The 19,025-nt window shown below is 69.2% G+C and carries 16 protein-coding genes; 11 read left to right on the top strand and 5 right to left on the bottom strand.

Annotated elements, in window-relative coordinates; all coding sequences use genetic code 11:
- Nucleotides 1-186 precede the first annotated feature (186 nt).
- The 6 genes from ABB28_RS16400 to ABB28_RS16375 are packed head-to-tail and all read left to right on the top strand — an operon-like array spanning nt 187 to nt 8,110.
- On the top strand, nt 187-279 hold the full coding sequence (locus tag ABB28_RS16400) for a potassium-transporting ATPase subunit F (RefSeq protein ID WP_042613345.1): 93 nt from the start codon (nt 187-189) through the stop codon (nt 277-279).
- Between the two features lie 12 nt (nt 280-291).
- Nucleotides 292-1,992 (top strand): potassium-transporting ATPase subunit KdpA, encoded by a 1,701-nt coding sequence (gene kdpA, locus ABB28_RS16395; protein ID WP_057687438.1) that lies wholly within the window; start codon nt 292-294, stop codon nt 1,990-1,992.
- Between the two features lie 10 nt (nt 1,993-2,002).
- Nucleotides 2,003-4,051 (top strand): potassium-transporting ATPase subunit KdpB, encoded by a 2,049-nt coding sequence (gene kdpB / locus ABB28_RS16390; protein ID WP_057687437.1) that lies wholly within the window; start codon nt 2,003-2,005, stop codon nt 4,049-4,051.
- On the top strand, nt 4,048-4,713 hold the full coding sequence (gene kdpC / locus ABB28_RS16385; protein WP_083492063.1) for a potassium-transporting ATPase subunit KdpC: 666 nt from the start codon (nt 4,048-4,050) through the stop codon (nt 4,711-4,713). The genes kdpB and kdpC overlap by 4 nt, the downstream gene beginning before the upstream one ends.
- Before the next feature lie 36 nt (nt 4,714-4,749).
- Nucleotides 4,750-7,410 (top strand): sensor histidine kinase, encoded by a 2,661-nt coding sequence (locus tag ABB28_RS16380; RefSeq protein ID WP_057687436.1) that lies wholly within the window; start codon nt 4,750-4,752, stop codon nt 7,408-7,410.
- Nucleotides 7,394-8,110 carry a response regulator gene (locus tag ABB28_RS16375; RefSeq protein WP_057687435.1) on the top strand — a complete coding sequence of 239 codons (717 nt, stop codon included), beginning with the start codon at nt 7,394-7,396 and terminating at the stop codon, nt 8,108-8,110. Before ABB28_RS16380 ends, ABB28_RS16375 begins: the two co-directional genes overlap by 17 nt.
- A gap of 303 nt (nt 8,111-8,413) precedes the next feature.
- On the opposite strand, the gene ABB28_RS16370 is transcribed toward ABB28_RS16375, so the two are convergent.
- The 3 genes from ABB28_RS16370 to coaBC form a co-directional block, all read right to left on the bottom strand.
- Nucleotides 8,414-10,690, bottom strand: a complete 2,277-nt coding sequence (locus ABB28_RS16370; protein WP_245625362.1) for a phosphomannomutase/phosphoglucomutase — start codon at nt 10,688-10,690, stop codon at nt 8,414-8,416.
- A gap of 76 nt (nt 10,691-10,766) precedes the next feature.
- Nucleotides 10,767-11,255, bottom strand: coding sequence for a dUTP diphosphatase (gene dut, locus ABB28_RS16365; RefSeq protein WP_057687433.1), 489 nt, complete (start codon nt 11,253-11,255; stop codon nt 10,767-10,769).
- A complete protein-coding gene (gene coaBC, locus ABB28_RS16360; protein ID WP_057687432.1) occupies nt 11,252-12,523 on the bottom strand; it encodes a bifunctional phosphopantothenoylcysteine decarboxylase/phosphopantothenate--cysteine ligase CoaBC in 1,272 nt (423 codons plus the stop codon). The genes dut and coaBC overlap by 4 nt, the downstream gene beginning before the upstream one ends.
- A gap of 185 nt (nt 12,524-12,708) precedes the next feature.
- Between coaBC and ABB28_RS16355 the strand changes: the two genes are divergently transcribed.
- From ABB28_RS16355 to ABB28_RS16340, 4 genes are all read left to right on the top strand, one after another.
- Nucleotides 12,709-13,353, top strand: coding sequence for a response regulator (locus tag ABB28_RS16355; RefSeq protein ID WP_057687431.1), 645 nt, complete (start codon nt 12,709-12,711; stop codon nt 13,351-13,353).
- Between the two features lie 59 nt (nt 13,354-13,412).
- Nucleotides 13,413-14,120 carry a RadC family protein gene (gene radC, locus ABB28_RS16350; RefSeq protein ID WP_057687430.1) on the top strand — a complete coding sequence of 236 codons (708 nt, stop codon included), beginning with the start codon at nt 13,413-13,415 and terminating at the stop codon, nt 14,118-14,120.
- A 136-nt stretch (nt 14,121-14,256) separates the two neighbouring features.
- Complete coding sequence (gene argS / locus ABB28_RS16345) at nt 14,257-15,945, top strand: arginine--tRNA ligase (RefSeq protein ID WP_057687429.1); 1,689 nt, start codon at nt 14,257-14,259, stop codon at nt 15,943-15,945.
- 20 nt (nt 15,946-15,965) lie between these two features.
- Complete coding sequence (locus ABB28_RS16340; protein WP_057687428.1) at nt 15,966-16,847, top strand: SPOR domain-containing protein; 882 nt, start codon at nt 15,966-15,968, stop codon at nt 16,845-16,847.
- An 88-nt stretch (nt 16,848-16,935) separates the two neighbouring features.
- Here ABB28_RS16340 and ABB28_RS16335 read toward each other — a convergent pair whose 3' ends face one another.
- Entirely contained in the window at nt 16,936-17,688 is a 753-nt protein-coding gene (locus ABB28_RS16335) for an SDR family NAD(P)-dependent oxidoreductase (protein ID WP_057687427.1), read from the bottom strand.
- Nucleotides 17,689-17,767: 79 nt separating this feature from the next.
- Nucleotides 17,768-18,250, bottom strand: coding sequence for a hypothetical protein (locus ABB28_RS16330; protein WP_057687426.1), 483 nt, complete (start codon nt 18,248-18,250; stop codon nt 17,768-17,770).
- 124 nt (nt 18,251-18,374) lie between these two features.
- Between ABB28_RS16330 and ABB28_RS16325 the strand changes: the two genes are divergently transcribed.
- Nucleotides 18,375-18,857 carry a YehS family protein gene (locus tag ABB28_RS16325; RefSeq protein WP_057687425.1) on the top strand — a complete coding sequence of 161 codons (483 nt, stop codon included), beginning with the start codon at nt 18,375-18,377 and terminating at the stop codon, nt 18,855-18,857.
- The last annotated feature ends 168 nt before the right edge of the window (nt 18,858-19,025 follow it).

Genomic DNA, 19,025 nt, shown 5'->3' with positions numbered 1-19,025 from the left:
CGAGGGGCTCCGCCGTTCGCAGTACCTTTTACGCGGATTTTATGCGGCGGTAGCAGCCCGCCCATGGAGGCTTTACGCATGCCAGGCGGACCATGACGGCCTGAGGTGGAGCGGTTCCACCAGGACGATCACCGTCATGTCTTGTCTATCGCGTTATGGCCTTTCTTCCCGGGCGGGGTGCTGAGCATGCCCGGCTGGCTCTCCCTGCTGAGTGGCGTACTGGTGCTGGTCGCCGCCGCCTACCTGGTCTACGCCGTGCTGCGGCCCGAAGCATTCTGACGGGCCACGGACATGACCGGAATCCTCCTTCTCCTCGCCACCAGCGTGCTGCTGGCCTGGCCCCTCGGCCTGTACCTGGCGCGGGTGATGCGCGGCGCGCCGATGCGCATCGACCCGCTGTTCCACTGGATTGAAAAACCGCTTTACCGCCTGTTGGGCGTGGATCCCGCCCACGGCATGTCCTGGCGTGGCTACGTCGGCGCGTTCGTGCTCAGCAACGTGGTCATCGCGCTGCTGACGATGGCCGTGTTCATGACCCAGGCGTGGCTGCCGCTGAATCCGGACGGCATCGCCAACCTGCGCTGGGACACCGCGCTGCACACCATGGTGTCCTTCCTGACCAACACCAACCAGCAGCACTATTCCGGGCAGGCACAGCTTTCCTACCTTTCGCAGATGACCGGGATCACCGGCCTGCAGGTGGTCACGCCGATGATGGGCCTTGCGCTCGCGGTCGCCACCCTGCGCGCCCTGTTCGCCCCACCGCGGCAGGACGTGGTCGCCGAGGGTGACCGCCGCATCGACGTCGGCAACTACCATGCCGATGTACTGCGGCTGTGCGTGCGCTTCATGCTGCCGCTGTGCCTGCTGTGGACGGTGCTGCTGGCCAGCCAGGGCGTCCCGTCCACCTTCGCCGCTGGCCCGCAGGCCACGCCGATGGATGCAACGGCCGGCATGCAGGAACAGAAGATACCGCTTGGTCCGGTCGCGGCGATGGTGGCGGCCAAGCAGCTCGGCGCCAACGGCGGCGGCTGGTACGGCCCCAACAGTGCCTTCCCGCTGGAAAACCCGACCGCGCTGTCGAATGCGCTGGAACTGGTCGGCATCCTGCTGATCCCGATCGCGATCATCTTCATGATCGGCGCATTCACCGGCCGCCGCCGCTTTGGCTGGCTGGTGCTGGGTTGCATGGCCAGCATGTCGGTGGTGTCGATCGCGGCCACGGTGTGGCTGGAAGGCCATTCGCCCACCGCGGCCAGCGCTTTGCTGATGGAAGGCAAGGAGGTGCGGCTGGGCAGCGATGCCACCGCGCTGTGGGCAGCGGTCACCACCCAGGTATCCAACGGCTCGGTCAACGGCATGCTCGATTCGATGAGCCCGATGGCCAGCGCCGTAGCACTGGTCAACATGCTGGTCAGCGCCATCTGGGGCGGCATCGGCTGCGGGCTGCAGCAGTTCATCGTCTACCTGCTGCTGGGCGTGTTCCTGGCCGGGTTGATGACCGGCCGCACCCCTGAACTGCTCGGACGCAAGCTGGAAACCCCGCAGGTGCGCCTGCTGGCCCTGCTGGTGCTGCTGCAGCCGATCACCCTGCTCACCCTCACCGCGATCACGCTGGCGGTGCCGGGCCTGTCGGGCACCTCCAACCCGGGATTCCACGGTATCAGCCAGGTCTTCTACGAATACGCATCGGCCTACGCCAACAACGGTTCCGGCTTCGAAGGGCTGGGCGACAACACGCCCTGGTGGAACCTGACCTGTTCACTGGTGCTGCTGCTGGGGCGCTTCCCGCTGCTGGTGGTGCCGCTGGTGATCGCCGCCCAGCTTGCGGCCAAGCGTCGCGCGCCGGAATCACCGGGCACGCTGCAGATCGAAACGCCCACCTTCGCCCTGACCCTGCTCAGCGTGATCGTCATCCTGACCGTCCTGCAGTTCCTGCCGGTTCTGGTGCTTGGCCCGGTGGCCGACCACCTCAGCCTTGGCCTGCATTGAGGCACTCCCCATGAATACTGTCGTGACTTCTCCGCTGCCGCGCCGTCCGGCGCTGCTGGATGCCGCCGGCTTCCGCCGTGCGCTGCTTGATTCCTTCCGCAAGCTCTCGCCGCTGCACCTGGTGCGCAGTCCGGTGATGGCCGTGGTCATGGCCGGCACGCTGCTCGCGCTGGTGGTGACCCTGAGCGGCAATGCGCCGATGGGCTTCGGGCTCGCCGTCAGCGCGATCCTGCTGCTGACCGTGCTGTTCGGCAATTTCGCCGAAGCCGTGGCCGAAGCGCGCGGCCGTGGCCAGGCCGCATCGCTGCGGCGCGCCCGCCAGGACCTGGTGGCGCGCCGGCTGCAGTCCGCGCATCCCGCCGCGGCGCAGGAACAGGTAGCCGCGGCCGAACTGCGCCCGGGTGACCATGTACTGGTCGGCGAAGGCGAGCTGGTGCCGGCCGACGGCGAGATCGTGCAGGGGCTGGCGACCATCAACGAAGCCGCAGTGACCGGCGAATCGGCGCCAGTGCTGCGTGAAGCCGGCACCGACCGCTCCGGCGTGATCGGCGGTACCAAGGTACTGTCCGACCAGATCGTGGTGCGGATAACCGCCGAACCCGGGCACAGTTTCCTGGACCGGATGATCGCGCTGGTGGAAGGCGCCAACCGGCAGAAGACGCCCAATGAAGTGTCGCTGACCCTGCTGTTGGCGGCGATGACGCTGACCTTCCTGGTGGTGGTGGCGACGCTGCCGGCGATCGGCGCATCGGTCGGCGTGAGCGTTGATCCGCTGCTGCTGATCGCGCTGCTGGTGTGCCTGATCCCCACCACCATCGGAGGCCTGCTGCCGGCCATCGGCATCGCCGGCATGAACCGTGCGCTGGCGGCCAATGTGCTGGCCAAGTCCGGCAAGGCGGTCGAAGTGGCCGGTGACATCGACGTGCTGCTGCTGGACAAGACCGGCACCATCACCCACGGCGACCGCCAGGCCACCGCGCTGCACGCGCTGGCCGGTGTGGACGTCGCCCGGCTGCGCGAGGCGGCGCTGCTTTCCTCGCTGGCCGACCCGACACCGGAAGGCAAGTCGATCGTGCGGCTGGGCCGCGAGCAGGGCTGCCGCAGCGCCGAGCCCGAGCACGCGCACTACACCGCCTTCAGTGCGCAGACGCGCATGTCCGGCGTGGACCTGGACGGCGGCCGCAGCATCCGCAAGGGTGCGGCCGATGCGATCCGCGCGCATGTGCAGTCGCTCGGCGGCGAGGTGCCGGCCGAACTGGCCGGGCGCGTGGAACAGGTCGCACGCAACGGCGCCACGCCGCTGGTGGTGGCCGAAGGCCGCCATGTACTGGGCGTGGTCGAACTGTCCGACGTGGTCAAGCACGGCATGCGGGAGAAGTTCGCGCAGCTTCGCGCGATGGGCATCCGCACGGTGATGATCACCGGTGACAACCCGTTGACCGCCGCGGCGATCGCTGCCGAAGCCGGGGTGGACGATTACATCGCCGAAGCACGCCCGGAAGACAAGCTGGCACGCATCCGCCAGGAACAGGCCGGTGGGCGACTGGTGGCCATGGTCGGCGACGGTACCAACGATGCGCCGGCGCTGGCACAGGCCGATATCGGCCTGGCGATGAACTCCGGCACCCAGGCCGCGAAGGAGGCCGGCAACATGGTCGACCTGGATTCGGATCCGGCCAAGCTGCTGGCCGTGGTGGAAGTGGGCAAGCAGCAGCTGATCACCCGCGGCGCACTGACCACCTTCTCGCTGGCCAATGACGTGTCCAAGTACTTCGCGATCCTGCCGGCACTGTTCGCCGCCACCGTGCCGGGCATGGCCACGTTGAACGTGATGGGCCTGTCCAGTCCGCGCAACGCGGTGCTGGCCGCGTTGATCTTCAACGCCCTGGTGATCCCGGCGCTGATTCCGCTGGCACTGCGCGGGGTGCGTTTCCGCCCGGCCACGGCAACCACCCTGCTGCGGCGGAACATGCTGGTGTACGGGCTCGGCGGCGTGCTGCTGCCGTTCGTGGCGATCAAGGCAATCGACTTCCTGCTGATGACGGTATCTGCTGCATGAACACTTCAACGACCCCTCCGGTATCCCCCCTCGTTCCACCGCGGGCACTGGCGCGCGCCGCTGCCGAACGCGAGTCCCGCCTGCAGCACACCGCGCGCTGGCGTCCGGCGATCGTGCTCGGCGTCGGCAGCCTGCTGCTGGCCGGCGCGCTGTACGCGGCCACCGCTACCGGCCTGGCGCGGCTCGCGTTCCCGGCGCAGTCCGATGGCAGCCTGATCGTGGATGGCGATGGCCGCGTGCGCGGCTCGGCCCTGCTGGCCCAGCCGTTCACCGCTGACGGCTGGTTCCAGCCGCGGCCGTCGGCGGCGGGCCATGATCCGATGGCCGCGGCAGGCTCCAACATGGCGCGCAGCAACCCGGCGCTGGCGACACGCGTGGCCGATGCCACCACCGCCGTCGCCCTGCGCGAAGGCATCGCGCCCGCGCAGGTTCCCGCCGACCTGGTGACGCAGTCCGGCAGCGGGCTGGATCCCCATCTGTCACCGGCGGCCGTGCAGGTGCAGCTGCGCCGCGTAGCGCAGGCACGTGGGCTGTCCGAAGCGGAGCTGCAGGCCATCGTGCAGGCGCATGTCGAGGGCCCGCAGCGGGGGATGCTGGGCCAGCCGCGGGTCAACGTGATGGAACTCAACCGGGCGCTGGAGCAGGCCACCCATGCGCGGTGATGCCATGCGACGTCCTGCTGGCGCACAATCGCCGGCATGACCGATACCCGCAGCCGACAGGCCGACGCCCTCATCGAAGGCCTGCAGCGTGACGCCGGGGGGCGGCTGACCGTGTTCCTCGGCGCCGCGCCGGGCGTCGGCAAGACCTACGCCATGCTGGCCCGCGCGCAGGAGCAGCTGCGCCGTGGCGTGGACCTGGTGGTGGGCGTGGTCGAAACCCACGGCCGTGCCGAAACCCAGGCCCTGCTGCAGGGCCTTCCGGTGGTTGAACGCAGGCAGGTTGACTACCGCGACCGGCAGCTCGAAGAGATGGACCTGGATGCCATCGTGCAGCGGCGCCCCGCGCTGGTGCTGGTGGATGAACTGGCGCATCGCAATGCGCCGGGCAGCCGCCACGAGCGGCGCTGGCAGGATGTGATGGAGCTGCTGGATGCAGGGATCGACGTCTGGACGACGGTCAACATCCAGCACCTGGAAAGCCTCAATGACGTGGTGCTGCGGATCACCGGCATCCGGGTCAGCGAGACCGTGCCCGATGGCGTGCTGGACCGCCTGCATGACATCGTGCTGGTCGACCTGCCACCGCGCGAGCTGATCACGCGGCTCCAGCAGGGCAAGGTCTATGTACCGGAACAGGCATCGCAGGCGCTGCAGTCCTACTTCACCACCGCCAACCTGACCGCCCTGCGCGAGCTGGCCATGCAGGAAGCCGCCGACCGCGTGGACAGCAGCCTGCGCGAGGTGCGTGCGGCCGGTGGCGAAGGCGCCCTGCCGCTGCGCCGGCGCGTGCTGGTGGCGATCGATGGCGGCGGCCAGAGTGAATACCTGGTGCGCGTGGCGCGGCGCATCGCCGAGCGCCGCGATGCGCCGTGGACGGTGGTCACGGTGCAGCGACGTCGTGCCGACCCGGCCACGCAGCGCGAGATCGACAGCGCCTTCGCGTTGGCACGCCGGCTCGGCGCCGATGCTGAAGTACTGCACGGATCCAGCGTCGCCGACGCACTGCTCGACCATGCCGCGCACAACAACGTATCCACGCTGGTGCTCGGCCGCACGCGCGAACGTCCGCTGGCGCGGATGCTCAACCGCACGCTCACCCAGCAGTTGATCCAGCATGGGGCGCATTACGAGATCACCATCATCAGCACGCCGCGCGCGCGGGCACGCGCACGCCGCGATCGCCTGCTGGCACCGGCGCCGGGCCACGCGCCGGAGCTGGCACAGGCGGTGCTGGCCTGTGCGTTGGCCTGCCTGGTGGCCTGGGTCGCCGAACGCTGGGTCGGCATGGCCGACCTGTCGATGGTGTTCATCGTGGCGGTGGTGCTGGTGGCCGCGCGCACCCGCGCCAGTGCCGCGGTACTGGCTGCCGGCCTGTGTTTCCTGGCCTACAACTTCCTGTTCATCGCCCCGCGCTTCACCTTCGCGATCAGCGCGCGGCAGGGCGTCATCACGGTCTTCCTGTTCCTGGCCGCCGCGCTGGTGGCGGGCCGGCTGGCGTCACGACTGCGCATGCAGGTCATCGCCCTGCGCGCGGCCAACCGCCATGCCCATGCGCGCCAGCAACTCGGCCGACAGCTCAGCAGTGCCGCCAGCAACGAGGCGGTGGCGAATGCGGGACGACAGGCACTGGAACAGGCCCTGGACGCCCCGGCGTGGCTGCGCATCGGCAGCGACGTGACGGCCAGCGGCAGCGCGGTGCCCGGCGATACCGACCTGGCCGCCGCGGACTGGTCGCAGCGCCACGGGCAGCCCAGCGGGCGCTATACCGATACGCTGGCAGGCGCGCGGTGGTGGTGCCTGCCGCTGCTGGACGGCGAGGCCCGTTGCATCGGCGTGGCGGCACTGCAGTTTGCGCCGGCGCTGGCGCGGCTGGCACCGGAACAGCGCCAGCTGGCGGTGGCGATGGTGGACGACATCGCGCAGGCCGCGCTGCGCACCCGGCTGGTGGCCGAACTGGAGCAGGCACATGTCAGCAACGAGACCGAGCGGCTGCGCTCGGCGCTGTTGTCTTCGGTGTCGCATGACCTGCGCTCGCCGCTGGCGGCGATGATCGGCTCGGCCGACAGCCTGGCCAGCTACGGCCAGGCAATGGATGCGGCGGACCGTCGGTCGCTGCTGGACACCATCATGCTGGAAGGCGAACGACTGGACCGCTACATCCAGAACCTGCTGGACATGACCCGGCTGGGCCATGACGGACTGAAGATCAACCGTGACTGGATCGGCGTGGACGAACTGGTCGGCTCGGCCGCACGCCGGCTGCAGCGCTACCAGCCGGAGGTGAAGCTGCAGCTGGACATCCCGGCTTCGCTGGGGCCGATCTGGGTGCATCCGGCACTGGTCGAACAGGCGCTGTTCAACGTGCTGGAGAATGCCGCGAAGTTTTCCCCGCCCGCTGCACCGGTCAGCGTCAGCGCGCGGCTGCAGGACACCGGGCTGGTGATCGACGTGATGGACCGTGGGCCCGGTATTCCAGCCGACGAACGCGCGCGCATCTTCGACATGTTCTACAGCGTGGAGCGCGGGGACCGCGGCCGCCATGGCACCGGCCTGGGACTGGCGATCTGCCAGGGAATGATCGGTGCGCATGGTGGCAGCGTGCAGGCGCTGGCAGGCGAGCACGGACGCGGTACGCTGATACGCATCTCCCTGCCCCTGCTCACTCCTGCCGGTCACTCCGATGCCCCTGACGCCTGACAGTACGTCCTCGATCCCGCCCGCCTGCGTGCTGGTGATCGACGATGAAGCGCAGATCCGCCGCTTCCTGGACATCAGCCTGCGCGCGCAGGGCTATCGGGTGCTGCAGGCGGCCAGCGGCCAGGAAGGACTGGAACGGCTGGTCGGCGAGAACGTGGACCTGGTGATCCTGGACATCGGCCTGCCGGACATGGAGGGCCACCAGCTGCTGGCCGAACTGCGGCAGTGGAGCCAGCTGCCGGTGATCATGCTGACCGTGCGCGCGGGCGAAGCCGAGAAGGTGCGTGCGCTGGATGCCGGCGCCAATGACTACGTGACCAAGCCGTTCGGGACGCAGGAGTTGATGGCGCGGGTGCGGATGTTGCTGCGCACGCGTGCGGCACCGCTGGATGGACAGCCGCCGGTGTTCGATGACGGGCACCTGCGGATCGACCTGGTGCATCGCACGGTGGCGCTGGACGGGGTGCCCGTGACGCTGACGCGCAAGGAGTATTCGCTGTTGTCGCTGCTGCTGGTCAATGCCGGGCGGGTGGTGACCCAGCCGCAGATCCTGAAGGAAATCTGGGGGCCGACGCACCAGCACGATACGCATTACCTGCGGATACTGGTCGGCAAGCTGCGGCAGAAGCTGGGCGATTCGGCGCTGGAGTCGCGGTATGTGTTCACCGAGCCCGGCGTGGGGTTGCGGTTCAAGGGGTAATATTTTTCGCTGGCGTGGAGCGTTGGTCTGTTCGCTGCTACGGGCCGGCAGGGGGAACAGCCCCTTAGCCAGGACACGCCGTGAACCCATCCATGGGGGCTCGTTTACGCCCATCCGGGGCTCCAACGGTCCTGTCCAAGGGGCTGTTCCCCCTGCCCGCTCGGGTCCCACGCGCGATGGGGGGGAAGGGCGTGGTAGCGCCGAGCCGTGCTCGGCGGGATGCTGGCCGGAGGGCTGGCCGCTGCGCTCGCCGACCATGGGTCGGCGCTACCGGGGATCCTTCTGCGCCGCGTGGGCGCTATCTCAGAAGCCGAGGTCCTGGTCGCCGAGCAGGGGCTGCAGCTGGGTGCGGAACTGGGCCTTGATGCGCTCAAGCGCCTCTTCGGTATCGGCTTCGAAGCGCAGTACCAGCACCGGGGTGGTGTTGGAGGCGCGTACCAGGCCCCAGCCATCGGCGAAGTCCACGCGCAGGCCATCGATGGTGGAAATGCGGCCGCCCACGAACGGGTTGTCCCCGGACTGGGCTGCGCTCACCACCAGTGAAACCAGCGCGTGCGGCGTGCCATCGGCCACCGGCACCTTGATCTCCGGGGTGGAGATGCTCTGCGGCAGCTCTTCAAGCACTTCCTGGGGGGTTTCTTCGCGCAGTGCGAGGATTTCCAGCAGGCGCGCAGCGGCGTACAGGCCGTCATCGAAACCGAACCAGCGCTCGCGGAAGAAGAAGTGCCCGCTCATCTCGCCGGCCAGTTCGGCATCGGTCTCCGCCATGCGGGCCTTGATCAGCGAGTGGCCGGTCTTCCACATCATCGGGCTGCCGCCGTGGCGCAGCACGAAGTCGGCCAGCTTGCCGGTGCACTTGACGTCGTAGATCACCATCGCGCCGGGGTTGCGCAGCAGCACGTCGGCGGCGAACAGCATCAGCAACCGGTCGGCGAAGATGATCGTGCCGTCCGGAGTGACCACGCCGAGGCGGTCCCCGTCACCATCGAAGGCGATGCCGAGGTCGGCGTCGAAGCGCTTCACCGTCTGCACCAGGTCCTGCAGGTTGGCCGGTTCGCTGGGGTCGGGATGATGGTTGGGGAAGTTGCCATCGACATCGCAGTACAGCGGGATGACATCGGCACCGATGGCTTCCAGCAGCGGCTGCACCAGCGCGCCGGCCACGCCGTTGCCGGCGTCGGCCACCACCTTCAGCGGCCGCTCCAGCTGCACGTCGTCTGCGATCCGGCGCACGTAGTCATCGTTGACCTCGCGCTGCTGGTAGTTGCCCGGCGATGACGCCTGCGCCAGCCGGCCTTCGACGATGCGCTGGTAGAGGGCGGTCACCGCATCGCCGGACAGGGTCTGCCCGGCGATGACGATCTTGAAGCCGTTGTATTCGGGCGGGTTGTGGCTGCCGGTCACCGCCACGCAGCTGCCGGTGCGCAGGTGGTGGCTGGCGAAGTACACCACCGGCGTCGGCGCCAGTCCGATATCGATGACATCGCAGCCGGCGCGGCGCAGGCCTTCGGCCAGGCCAGCGGCCAGTTCCGGACCGGACAGGCGCCCATCGCGGCCGATCACCACTTCGCGCAGGCCCTGCGCCAGCACTTCACTGCCGATCGCCTGGCCGATCAAGGCCGCGACCTTGGGGGTCAGCTCCTCGCCGACCACGCCGCGGATGTCGTAGGCGCGGAAGATGCCCGCGGCCAGGCTTGCGGCCAGGGGCGGCGGCTCCAACGCGGCGCCGGCGCCCGGTTCGGCCGCTGCGGCGGTGGGCAGCTCGGCGGCAGACTGCGCCAGGCTCTCGCTCAGGGTCGGCCCCTGTTCTTCGGTGCCTTCGCGCGCGGCCCGCCGGGGCAGCGGCAAGCGGGACTTGCCGACCAGCAGCAGCACCGCGATCAGCACCAGCAGCAGCGCCACGATGGACGCGGCCAGCGCGCCCAGCCCCAGCGGGCCGGGTTCGATCGACGGCACCCCGGCGGCCAGCCGCAGGCTGCTGTTGGCCAGCGGCCGCGCCAGCACTTCGCCACTGTCGGCCAGCTTGCGGTCGCCGCGTTCAAGCACGTTGTAGCTGCCCTGGCGCAGGGCCAGGTAGCCTTCGGCCGGTGCACGCACCGCGTCCAGCGGGCCGGTGAGCTGCATCAGCGGCTGCCGCACGTAGACCAGCGCCAGGCCGTCGGACCCCAGCGGCACACTCGCGGCCAGGCCCAGCCGCGCGCCGCCGGCGTCGCGCACCACGCGCGCCACGGGTTCCTCACTGACCAGCGCCGCCTCCAGCAGCGCCAGCCGGGCGTAACCAAAGGCGGCCGGATCGGCATAGGCGGTCTCCAGCGAAGCCGGCCAGACCTGCACTTCTTCCACGCCGGTCCAGGTTTCGCGCAGCGCCAGCGCCGCAGCGGCGCCGTCCCCGGCAGCAAGTGCCTGTTCAACGCGTGCGGACTTCAGGTGCTTGCCGAACTGCAGCAGTTGACCGTCGAGCGTCTTCTGCAGGCCCTGCAATGCGGTATCGCGCGCCTGTTCCAACTGGGTGCCGGTGTTGGCCTGGCGCCACTGCTGCACCGCGCTCCAGCCGAACAACCCCGCCAACAGCAACAACATCGCCGCCAGCAGCGGCCCCGTACGTCCCGTGACCGCCACGCCCTTCCCCTTGCTGCCGATCATCCTGTCCCCCGAGTCAGCGCACTCCGGTATGCCCGAACCCACCCGAGCCCCGCGTGCTGTCCGTGAAAGTATCCACTACCTGCAGGGCAACACGCACGATGGGAACGACAACCAGCTGTGCGATGCGGTCGCCGGGTTCGATGGTGAAGGCCTCGCGGCCCCGATTCCAGACACTGATCAGCAGCGGTCCCTGGTAATCGGCGTCGATCAGGCCGGTGCCGTTGCCGAGCACGATGCCGTGCCGATGGCCCAGCCCGGAACGCGGCAGGATGATCGCGCACAGGTTCGGATCGGCCACGTGGATCGCCAGGCCGCTGGGAACCAGGGCGGTATCACCCGGCGCCAGCACCAGCGGCGCTTCGGTTGCCGCGCGCAGGTCCATGCCGGCACTGGCTTCGGTGGCATACGCCGGAAGCGGCCAGCTGTCGCCGAAGCGCGGATCCAGCAGCTTCACCTGCAGCGGCTGCAGCGAGGGAGGAACCGGGTGCGATGCAGCGTTCATGCGGTCAGCCTTTGCGCGATTAGCGCGAGCAGTTGCGTGGCCAGCTCGGTCTTGGAGGTGGCCGGGAATACCTGTTCACCGTCCTGCCAATAGGCCGTGGCGGCGTTGTCGTCACTTTCGAAACCCGCGCCGGCCTGGCCCACCTGGTTGGCGATCACCAGGTCCAGCCGCTTGTCCACCAGCTTGCCGCGCGCGTATTTCTCCACGTCGTGGGTTTCCGCGGCGAAGCCCACCACCAGTTTCAGCGACTGGGTCTGGGTGGCCACCTCGGCCAGGATGTCCGCGGTGCGCACCAGTTCCACCACCAGCGACTGGCTGTCGACGGTCTTCTTCAACTTCTGCGGTGCGACCTGGCGCGGGGTGTAATCGGATACGGCAGCGGCACCGATGTAGATATCCGCAGGCAGCGCGCCGAGCACGGCATCGCGCATCTGCGCGGCCGAACGCACGTCGATGCGCTGCACGCCCGCCGGCGTCGGCAGGTTCACCGGACCACTGACCAGCACCACCTTGGCACCGAGCCGGGCCGCCGCCGCGGCAAGCGCATAGCCCATCTTCCCGCTGCTGCGGTTGCCGACGTAGCGGACCGGGTCGATGTCTTCGTAGGTCGGTCCGGCGCTGATCAGCAGGCGCAGCCCGGCCAGCGCGGAAGGGCCCGGCGCGGACGCGTTGCCGGCGGCGCCCGCACTGCGTTCGATGTCCACCAGCGCGGCCACGATGTCGTCCGGCTCGGCCAGGCGCCCGGGACCGGACTCGCCCTCCGCCAACGGCCCGTCCACCGGCCCCACCACCTGCGCCCCGCGCGTACGCAGCAGGGCGATGTTGGCCTGGGTGGCCGGGTGCAGCCACATGCGATGGTTCATCGCAGGGCATACGGTAAGCGGGGCGGTGCTGGCCAGGCAGAGCGTGGTCACCAGGTCATCGGCATGGCCCTGGGCAAGGCGTGCCAGCAGGTCGGCGGTGCCCGGGGCGACGACGATGCGGTCGGCCCAGCGCGCCAGCTCGATATGCCCCATCGCCTGTTCCGCCGCGCTGTCCCACAACGTGGTGCGCGTGGGCTGGCCGGACAGGGCCTGGAAGCTCAGCGGGGTGACGAACTGCTGGGCACCGGCGGTCATCGCCACCTGCACCAGCGCCCCGGCATCGCGCAGCCGACGGACCAGCTCCAACGCCTTGTAAGCCGCGATACCGCCGCCCACGCACAACAGCAGCCTGCGCCCTTCCAGCGGGCGCTGCCGCGCCGGGGAAGTCTTGGGTGAGTCAGCCACCGGGGAAATCCTATGCACGCAAAGACATTAGCTTAGCCGAAAGCCCCGTAGTGCCCCTATTCGGGGGGATATGACCGACGGATATAAGTACATGTATGCCAGCATTTAACGATGCCAGTTGTCGCGTCATCCGCTTGCATCAAGCGGCTGCCGGGACCTGCTCCGCCGTACTGCAGGACCCTACCGTGCACATCCGCACCATCATTGCCGACGACCACCCGATCATCCTCCATGGGGCACGCGTGGTGCTGGAGAACGCACACATCGATGTGGTCGGCGAGGCCTCCGGTGGCACCCACCTGCTCGCGCTGCTCGACCGCCAACCGTGCGACGTGGTGCTGACCGACCTGACCATGCCCGGCAAGGGCCCCGATGGACCCGAACTGCTCGACTGCATCCGCGTGGCGCACCCCTGCCTGCCGCTGGTGGTCCTGACCGGCACCGCCAGCCCCACCGTGCTGATCACCCTGCTGCGCTGCGGCGTGCACGGTGCGCTGGACAAGGCCGCCGATTTCGACGAACTGGCACAGGCGGTACGCAGCGCCGCCGCCGGCCAGACCTATGTTTCCCAGCACCTGCGCTCGCATCTCGAAGCCCGCGACCTGGCCCACCGGGCAACGCCGGCGTCGTTGTCGCAGGGCGAGCGTGATGTGCTGGAAGGCCTCGGTCGCGGCATGAACCTCAGCATGATCGCCCAGCAGCGGGGACGCAGTCCGAAGACCGTCAGCCGGCAGAAATCCGATGCGATGCGCAAACTGGGCCTGACCGGAAACCACGAGCTCCACGCCTTCCTGCGCACTTACCCGATCAAGGGCTCGCGCCCCTCCTGACACGCCGTGCCGGGTCTGTCCCATGGGCCGCAGTTGCGTGCCTGGCCACACTGGGGACCATGACGATCCACGACTGGCCCGTACCGGAACGCCCCCGCGAACGCCTGCTTTCGCATGGCCCCGGCGTGCTGTCCGATGCCGAACTGCTGGCCATTTTCCTCGGCTCCGGTACGCGCGGACGCGATGCGGTGCAGACCGCACGCGACCTGCTGGTCCAGCATGGCCCTCTGCGCAGGTTGCTGGACCTGCGCGCCCCGCAGCTGGCCCGGCTGCCCGGGCTGGGGCCGGCACGCAGCTGCGCGCTGGCGGCGGCCATGGAACTGGCGCAACGGCATCTCGCTGCCCAGCTGGTCCACGGCGACTGCGTGGGGCAGTCACCGGCGGTGGCCGCCCGCTTCCTGCAGCACCGCCTGCGCGGGCGTCCGAACGAGGTCTTCGCGGCCCTGTTCATGGACAACCAGCACCGTCTGCTGGCGTATGAAGAGCTGTTCCAGGGTACGGTCAACGCCGCGTCGATCTACCCGCGCGAAGTGGTCCGCCGGGCGCTGGCGCTGAACGCGGCCGCGGTGATCGTCAGCCACAACCACCCTTCCGGTGATGCCGAACCGTCGGCCGCCGACCACCAGGCCACCGCTGAACTGCAGGCCTTGCTGGCCCACCTGGATGTCCGCCTGCTGGATCATCTGGTGATCGGTGAAGGCGCGCCGGTGTCGTTTGCTGAACGGGGCTGGCTCGGCCCGGCCAGCGCCCTGCCGCCGCGGCGCTGAGCTGCCGCAGGCCCTGCCGGCGCGCCCGCCTGCCCCGGCAGCGCGCCTGCGGCCCGCCGCGGCCATAACCCACGTCTGCCGTGGCAGGGCAGATCGGCTAAAATGGGGGATTCCGCCGCACTTCACAGCAGGCCACGTGAAAAATCTCCTCCGCGCCCTGATCAGCCAAGGCATCGAAGCCCTGCGCGCCAATGGCACCCTGCCCGCCGACTCGATTCCGCCCGAGTTCGTGGTTGAACGCCCGAAGACCCGCGAGCATGGCGACTTCGCCACCAATGCCGCCATGCTGCTGGCCAAGGCCGCGCGCAGCAACCCGCGCGCGATCGCGCAAGCGCTGCTGGACGCGCTGCCGCAGAGCGCAGACGTCAGCAAGGTCGAGATCGCCGGCCCCGGCTTCATCAACTTCCACCTGGCCGGCAGCGCGTTCCAGCGCGAAGCGGCCAGCGTGATCAAGGAAGGCAACGACTACGGCCGCAACCTGTCCGGCAACGGACGTACCGTGGGCGTGGAATACGTGTCGGCCAACCCGACCGGCCCACTGCACGTGGGCCACGGCCGTGCCGCGGCGATCGGCGACTGCATCGCGCGCGTGCTCGATGCCAACGGCTGGAACGCCAAGCGCGAGTTCTATTACAACGATGCGGGCGTGCAGATCGAAAACCTGGCGCTGTCCACCCATGCGCGGGCCAAGGGCATCAAGCCCGATGACGCCGGCTGGCCGGAAGGCGGCTACCGCGGTGACTACATCCAGGACGTGGCCGACGCGTACCTGCGCGGTGCCAGCGTGGACCTGGAAGGCACCACCGTGGTCGGCGCCAAGGATCCGGACGACATCGCCGCGATCCGCCGCTTCGCCGTGGCCTACCTGCGCAACGAGCAGAACCTGGACCTGGCCGCGTTCGGCGTGGATTTCGACATCTACTTCCTGGAAAGCTCGCTGTACAACGATGGCAAGGTCGCCGAGGCGGTGCAGCGCCTGCAGGATTCCGGGCATACGTACGAAGAGGGCGGCGCGCTGTGGCTGCGCTCCACGGATTTCGGTGACGACAAGGACCGCGTGATGCGCAAGTCCGACGGCACCTTCACCTACTTCGTGCCCGACGTGGCCTACCACCTGACCAAGTGGCAGCGTGGCTATGAGCGTGCCATCACCGAACTGGGCGCCGACCACCATGGCTCGCTGTCGCGCGTGCGTGCCGGCCTGCAGGCGATGGGCGTGGGCATTCCGCAGGGCTGGCCGGAATACGTGCTGCACCAGATGGTGACGGTGATGCGCGGCGGCGAGGAAGTGAAGCTGTCCAAGCGGGCCGGCAGCTACTTCACCCTGCGCGACCTGATCGACGAAGCCGGGCGTGATGCCACGCGCTGGTTCCTGATCGCGCGCAAGCCGGACTCGCAGCTGACCTTCGACATCGACCTGGCGCGCCAGCAGAGCAACGACAATCCGGTGTTCTACGTGCAGTACGCCCATGCCCGGGTCTGCAGCCTGCATCGCCAGGCGCAGGAAAAGGGCCTGGTGTATTCGCAGGAACAGGGACTGGCGGCACTGCGCACCCTGCAGGACGACGCGTCGCTGAACCTGATGAACGAAATCTCGCGTTACCCGGAGGTGGTGGAAGCGGCCGGCATCGCGCTTGAACCGCACCTGGTGGCGCAGTACCTGCGTGAATTGGCGCACGCCTTCCACACGTGGTATCACGGGACGCCGGTGCTGGTGGAAGATGCCGCCGACCGCGATGCCAAGCTCACCCTGGCCAGCGCAGCGCGCCAGGTGTTGCGTAATGGCCTGGAACTCCTGGGCGTGGGCGCCCCGGAAAAAATGTAAGCATTGGAGAAGCAGTAGACATGGCAGCACGACGCGGCAAGAGTCAGGCACGGCGCAACAGCAGCCAGGGAACGCCGGGGTGGGTGTGGCTGGTCGCCGGCGTGGCGATCGCCGCCGTGGTGTTCCTGGCCGCGCCGAACCTGTTCAAGGGAGATGCCGATGGCTTCCTGCGGGCAGGTCCGCGCCCGGATCCGAACGCCCAGCCGGCGCCGGTGGTAGAGGCCGAAGGGGATGTCGGTACGCAGGTGGAAACGCCTGCGGCGGCCAAGCCGGCTACCCCGGCCAAGCCGCCGGCAACCCAGTACGATTTCTACACGCTGCTGCCGGGCAAGGAAGTGGAGATGTCCGACGCCGAGCTGGCCGCCAGCACCCGCGCCGAGGAACAGCGCCTGGCACGCAGCGAGGCGCAGCGTGCGCAGGCCGCGCTGGAAGGCAAGCCGGTCCCGGCCGCCGCGCCGGCGCCGGCGCCGGCGTCCACGGCATCCACCACCACCGCTGCCACGGCGACGGTGGCTAGCACCGCGCCGGTGCGCACCACCGCGCTTCCGGCGCCGTTGAGCGAGCGCCCCGCTGCCCCGACCAGCACGGCGACGCCGCCGGCGGCGGCAACCAGCGCACCGACGACGGCGGCGGCAACGCCTGCTGCGGCGGCCGCCCCGGTCGACAGCAACGTGCGCTACATCCTGCAGGCCGGCGCGTTCGGCGCGTCCGGCGATGCCGAGGCCACCAAGGCGAAGCTGGCGATGATCGGGCTGGCGGCGCGGGTGGAATCGGCGCAGATCAACGGCAAGACCGTTTACCGCGTGCGCATGGGCCCGTATGGCACCGCCGGTGAACTGTCCGAGGCGAAGCAGAAGCTGGATGGAACCGGCCTGCAGGCGATGGCGATCAAGGCGCAGTAAGGCCCGCCGCAGCGGCAGAGCGCATCAACGAAAAAGCCGGGCAGTGCCCGGCTTTTTCATGCGCCAGCGGGTGGCTCCCCGCGCGGCCTCAGCCTTCGCGCGCCACCTGGAAGCCGGCATACGACTGGCTGACCGGCATAAGTTCGAGGCGATTGATGTTCAGGTGCGGCGGCAGGCTGGCCACCCAGTAGATCTGCTCGGCGATGTCTTCGGCGGTCATCGGGTTGGCGCCGGTGTAGAGCTTGTTCGATGCGGCCTGGTCGCCGTGGGTACGCACGACAGTGAACTCGGTTTCGGCCATGCCCGGTTCGATGGTGGTCACCCGCACGCCGGTACCGTGCAGGTCCGAACGCAGGCCCAGCGAGAACTGGCTGACGAAGGCCTTGGTGCCGCCGTAGGCATTGCCCCCCGGATACGGATAGACCCCGGCCACCGAGGAGATGTTGATGATCGCGCCCTTGCGCTCCACCAGCAGCGGCAGCAGGCGATGGGTCAGCGTGACCAGTGCGGTGACATTGGTGTCGATCATGGTGCGCCAGTCTTCCAGCTTGGCGTGCTGGGCCGGCAGCGTGCCCTGCGCCAGCCCGGCATTGTTGACCAGCAGGTCGATCTGCCCGAACGCCGGCGGCAGCGCCAGCAGCGCCGCTTCCATGGCGACCGCGTCGCGGACATCGAACACCGCCGCGTGCACCTGGTCGGCACCGTAGGCGTCCACCAGCGGCTGCAGGCGCTCACCGCGACGGCCGGTGGCGATCACCTTCCAGCCCGCCTTCGCGAAGCGGTGGACGGCGGCAGCACCGAAGCCGGAGGTGGCGCCGGTGATCAGGACGGTACGGGTCATCAGGCAACTCCAGGAAGATCCAGGCCGATATTCTGTCACTGTCGGCCGCCGCCTGCCTTGCCGGATCGGTCGCCCGCGCTCAGCGCACGCGGAACACGCGCGCCTTCGGCAGGTCCGGGTCGACCTGCAGGAACCAGCGGCCGGCGATGCCGGGCACCACTTCGATGGGCGGGTCCTGCAGCGCGCGACGCAGGGTCATTTCGCCCTTCAGCACCTGCCATTGCTGGCCGTTGTCGAGGGTGAACAGCGTGCCCGGCTGCCAACCGGTGATGCTGCCGGTGGCATGCGCCTTGATCGGGCCGTCGTCGAGGCCGATGAACATCGGGGCGGCGGCGGGCGGCGTGGCGCGCGCGGTCGGCGGCGGCGCGTCGACTGCGACCGGCGCCTGTGCCTGGGCATCGCGCAGCAGGCCGTTCAGCTGCTGCAGCTGGTCCGGGGTCAGGCCGACGTCGGCCAGGCGCGCGGGGTCGAGGCGCTGTTCCAGCGGCACGTAGCGGTCCTGCGCCGCCGCCGGGCAGGCGACCGGCAGCACGGCCAGCAGCAGGGGAATCCAGGGGCGCATGGCGGGCAATCCTGCTTCAGGGGTCGAGGGGCGCACTGTGCTGCAGTTCGATGACCGCAGGATGACAGCGACGCGGACGGTACAATGCAGGTCCCGGCGCTCCCTGCCGGCGGTGTGGAAGACAATGATCAACAACGATGTGCTGCGCAGCCTGCGCTTTGCCCTGGACCTGAGCGACAACCACGTGGTGGTGCTGTGCGAGCTGGCCGACCCTGCCTTCCCGGTCACGGCCGAGCAGGTCAACGCCTGGCTGAAGCCGGACAACGAAGCCGGTGCCGAGCCCTGCAGCGATGAGGCGCTGGCGCACGTGCTGGACGGCCTGATCGTGCACCTGCGCGGGCGCGACGAGAGCCAGCCGCAGCGCGCGATCGAGACGCGGATCGACAACAACCTGATCCTGAAGAAGCTGCGCGTGGCCTTCCAGCTGCGCGACGTGGACCTGCAGGAGATTTTCCAGGCGGCGGGCTTTGCGGTGTCCAAGCCGGAGCTGAGCGCGGTGTTCCGCCAGCGCGACCACAAGCACTTCCGCAAGGCGGGCGACCAGTTGATGCGGTACTTCCTGAAGGGACTGGTGCTGCGCGTGCGCGGTGCAGCTTCGAACGGCTGAGTCGCGCGCTTCTGTTTCCAGAGCAACAGCTGCATACGGTGGACGGGTCGGACGGGGTGGGGGTGCGGGGCGCGCGCAAGTACGTCCGTGTAGCTCTTCGCGGCTCCTGCTGCTCAAGGCTCCGCCACCCCCCCCCTGTCTCTTATACACATTCCCGTACCCACCGAA

It is taken from the genome of Stenotrophomonas chelatiphaga, assembly GCF_001431535.1.
Classification (GTDB): Bacteria; Pseudomonadota; Gammaproteobacteria; order Xanthomonadales; family Xanthomonadaceae; genus Stenotrophomonas; species Stenotrophomonas chelatiphaga.
The sequence above is the reverse complement of the archived record's forward strand: the minus strand, read 5'-3'. Positions and strand labels throughout refer to the sequence as shown.

Coding starts and splice junctions, on each gene's coding strand:
- ABB28_RS16400 (WP_042613345.1), top strand. CDS start 187: ATGCCCGGCTGGCTCTCCCTGCTGAGTGGCGTACTGGTGCTGGTCGCC.
- kdpA (WP_057687438.1), top strand. CDS start 292: ATGACCGGAATCCTCCTTCTCCTCGCCACCAGCGTGCTGCTGGCCTGG.
- kdpB (WP_057687437.1), top strand. CDS start 2,003: ATGAATACTGTCGTGACTTCTCCGCTGCCGCGCCGTCCGGCGCTGCTG.
- kdpC (WP_083492063.1), top strand. CDS start 4,048: ATGAACACTTCAACGACCCCTCCGGTATCCCCCCTCGTTCCACCGCGG.
- ABB28_RS16380 (WP_057687436.1), top strand. CDS start 4,750: ATGACCGATACCCGCAGCCGACAGGCCGACGCCCTCATCGAAGGCCTG.
- ABB28_RS16375 (WP_057687435.1), top strand. CDS start 7,394: ATGCCCCTGACGCCTGACAGTACGTCCTCGATCCCGCCCGCCTGCGTG.
- ABB28_RS16370 (WP_245625362.1), bottom strand. CDS start 10,690: ATGTTGTTGCTGTTGGCGGGGTTGTTCGGCTGGAGCGCGGTGCAGCAG.
- dut (WP_057687433.1), bottom strand. CDS start 11,255: ATGAACGCTGCATCGCACCCGGTTCCTCCCTCGCTGCAGCCGCTGCAG.
- radC (WP_057687430.1), top strand. CDS start 13,413: ATGACGATCCACGACTGGCCCGTACCGGAACGCCCCCGCGAACGCCTG.
- ABB28_RS16340 (WP_057687428.1), top strand. CDS start 15,966: ATGGCAGCACGACGCGGCAAGAGTCAGGCACGGCGCAACAGCAGCCAG.
- ABB28_RS16335 (WP_057687427.1), bottom strand. CDS start 17,688: ATGACCCGTACCGTCCTGATCACCGGCGCCACCTCCGGCTTCGGTGCT.
- ABB28_RS16330 (WP_057687426.1), bottom strand. CDS start 18,250: ATGCGCCCCTGGATTCCCCTGCTGCTGGCCGTGCTGCCGGTCGCCTGC.
- ABB28_RS16325 (WP_057687425.1), top strand. CDS start 18,375: ATGATCAACAACGATGTGCTGCGCAGCCTGCGCTTTGCCCTGGACCTG.